This is a genomic window from Actinomadura sp. GC306 (genome assembly GCF_004348665.1).
Classification (GTDB): domain Bacteria; phylum Actinomycetota; class Actinomycetes; order Streptosporangiales; family Streptosporangiaceae; genus Spirillospora.
The window spans coordinates 1-2771 of sequence record NZ_SMKM01000453.1 but is presented as its reverse complement, the minus strand read 5'-3'; the positions used below and the strand labels follow the sequence as shown (position 1 = coordinate 2771).

The window sequence follows — 2771 nt, the reverse complement described above, 5'->3', positions numbered from 1 at the left end:
CCCCGAGCCCGAGCCACTCATCCCCTTCCTGGAACCCGATCCCGTCCCAGACACGCCCCCTGCATACGAACCAACCCGTCACGAGACAACGGACCAAGAGCCCCTACAGACCGCCCCTGTCAACGACGAGCAAGACCCGACCATGGAGACCCCGCCCACGCGAGAATCCACCACCCGCGAGGAGTCCACCGCCGGGGAAAGCGAGCCGGAGGAACCGGCCGCGCGGGAAGCCGCCGCCCGCGAGGAGTTCGGTGGCGGAGGGAGTCTCTCGTCGGAGCCTGCGCCGCCGTTGGACGCGTTGCCGGAGCCGCGGCCGTCCCTCGATCCGCTGCCCGAGCCGTCGCCTGGGCCGCCCGCGTTGCTGCCGACGGACGTGGAGCTGGTTCGGAGCCGGGAGCGCGCCGGCACGCGGGAGCAGCGGCCGCTCGCCGCGACGACCCGTCCCGACATCCCGATGCCGGCGGTCTTTGGCGCGGATGAGGAGGAGCACGACATTCCGCCGTCCGACCGCGCCGAGGACCCCGACGCCGGCGACCATCCCGCCGCGGAGGGCGGAGCCCGCGCGGGCGGTGAGCCGGAGGACGACTGGAACCCGCCGCCGTCCAGCAGTTTCCGCAGTGGCCCCACCCCGCCCGTCGACTGAATCGGGCGAGTCACCGTAAAGCACGTGATCCGCGGCGCCGCCGGGGGTACGGAACGGGCATGAGCGCCTTACTGGCTCGGCTCCTCGACGACGCCGCGCTCTTCCCGCCGCACCAGGTCCCGATGGACCGCGCCCTGCCCGCCCACCGCGCGGCCGCCGACCGGATCACCGGCCGCCTGCTGTGCCCCGCGTCGCGCTTCGCGGAGTTGCGCACCCATCTCGTCCCCGAAGACCTCCTCGATCTGGGCGTCGTCGCCGACACGGGGATCGAGGAACTGCCGAAGGCGCTGGACGCCGTCCGCGCCGAACCCCGCGTCCGGCCGGCCTCGGTTGAGATCGCGCTGCCCCGGGACGCGGACCAGGCGCGGGCCGCCGCCGTGACGATCGCCCGGCTCCCCTCCGACATGCCGGCCCGCATCGAGGTGCGCCGCTCTCCCGGCTGGCTGCACGCCCTCGACCGCATCGCCGCCGCCCGCGACTCCGCCGCGTCCCCGGACCGGACGGCCGGGCTCGGTGCGAAATACCGCGTGGGCGGCACGGCCACGGACGGCGTTCCCGGCGCCGGCGCGCTGGCGGCGTTCATCGCGGCCTGCGCCGAACGCGACCTGCCGTTCACGTGCGCGGGCGGGTCCGGGCACACCGTCCGGGACGCGTCGCACCACGGGCTCATCAACATTCTGCTCGCCACGGCTCAGACGGCGGCCGGCGATTCTGGCCCCGGTGTCCGGCGGGCTCTGGAGCGCACCGACGACGCGGGCCTCGTCCGCGACCTCCTGGCGCTGTCCGAGGCCGAGGTGCACACGGCCCGCCGCCTCCTCGTCGCGTTCGGCGTCCCGGACGTCCGCGCGGCCCGGCGGGATCTCGCGGCGGCGGGCCTGATCAGAAGGCCGGACATTGGGGAAGATAGAGCTCCATGACGACCGAATCGTGGGTTGAGGGCAGTGCGGACGGCGGCTTCGGCATCGGGAACCTGCCGTACGGCGTCTTCTCGCGGCCGGGGGAGCTCCCCCGCGTCGGCGTGGCCATCGGCGAGTACGTCCTCGATCTGGCCGAGCTGTCCGCCGCCGGGCTGGTGGAGGACCGCCACTACTTCGCCTCGGGCTCGCTGAACGCCTTCATGGTGGCCGGACGCGCCGCCTGGGACGCCAACCGCGCCCGCCTCATCGAGCTGCTCACCGACGAGTCGTACCGCGAGCGCGTGCGGCCGCTCCTGATCCCCGTCGCGGACGTGGAGCTGCTGCGGCCCTTCGACGTGGCCGACTACGTCGACTTCTTCTCCTCCGAGCACCACGCCGAGAACGCGGGACGGATGTTCCGCCCCAACAGCGACCCGCTGCCGCCCAACTGGAAGCACCTGCCGGTCGCCTACCACGGCCGCTCCGGCACCGTGTACCGCTCGGGCTCACCGGTCATCCGGCCGACGGGGCAGCGCAGGGCGCCGGGCGACCCGGAGCCGTCGTACGGCCCGTCGCTGCGGCTCGACTTCGAGGCGGAGGTCGGGTTCGTCGCCGGTGTGCCGTCCGTGGCAGGGCACCGCGTGGCCGCGGACGCGTTCCGCGATCACGTGTTCGGGTTCGTCCTGGTGAACGACTGGAGCGCCCGCGACCTGCAGGCGTGGGAGTCGCAGCCGCTCGGCCCGTTCCTCGGGAAGTCGTTCGCGACGTCGATCTCGCCGTGGGTCGTGCCGGTCGCGGCGCTGGAGGACGCCCGTGTGCAACCGCCCGTCCAGGACCCGGCCCCGCTGCCCTACCTGCGATGCGACGAGCCGTGGGGCCTCGACCTGGAACTCGAAATACTGATCAACGGCCAGGTCGCCAGCCGGCCGCGCTTCGCCTCGATGTACTGGACGCCGCCGCAGCAGCTGGCCCACGCCACCGTCAACGGCGCCGCCCTCCGCACCGGGGACCTGTTCGCCTCGGGAACGGTCTCCGGCCCCGAACGGGACCAGCGCGGCTGCCTGCTGGAGCTCAGCTGGAACGGCCAAGAGCCCCTGGACCTCGCGGACGGGACCAAGCGAACCTTCCTGGAGGACGGCGACACGGTGACCATCCGAGCCCAGGCCCCCGGCCCCGTAGGCGAGCGCATCACCTTCGGCGAGGTGACCGGCACCATCCACCCCGCCCTCCCC

Annotated in this window: 3 protein-coding genes; all 3 read left to right on the top strand. The window is 73.8% G+C overall.

The genetic code is table 11. The features are described 5' to 3' along the window. Positions 1-142: 142 nt before the first annotated feature. Positions 143-643, top strand: coding sequence for a hypothetical protein (locus E1200_RS32490; RefSeq protein ID WP_131956392.1), 501 nt, complete (start codon positions 143-145; stop codon positions 641-643). Between the two features lie 59 nt (positions 644-702). Next, positions 703-1560 carry a hypothetical protein gene (locus tag E1200_RS32485; protein WP_131956390.1) on the top strand — a complete coding sequence of 286 codons (858 nt, stop codon included), beginning with the start codon at positions 703-705 and terminating at the stop codon, positions 1558-1560. Continuing rightward, positions 1557-2771 (top strand): fumarylacetoacetase (fahA, locus tag E1200_RS32480; protein WP_131956388.1); only part of this gene is annotated, 1215 nt, incomplete at its 3' end. The genes E1200_RS32485 and fahA, both read left to right, overlap by 4 nt.

Bases quoted from the DNA above. Each gene is read 5' to 3' on its own strand.
- E1200_RS32490 (WP_131956392.1), top strand. From the start codon at position 143: ATGGAGACCCCGCCCACGCGAGAATCCACCACCCGCGAGGAGTCCACC.
- E1200_RS32485 (WP_131956390.1), top strand. From the start codon at position 703: ATGAGCGCCTTACTGGCTCGGCTCCTCGACGACGCCGCGCTCTTCCCG.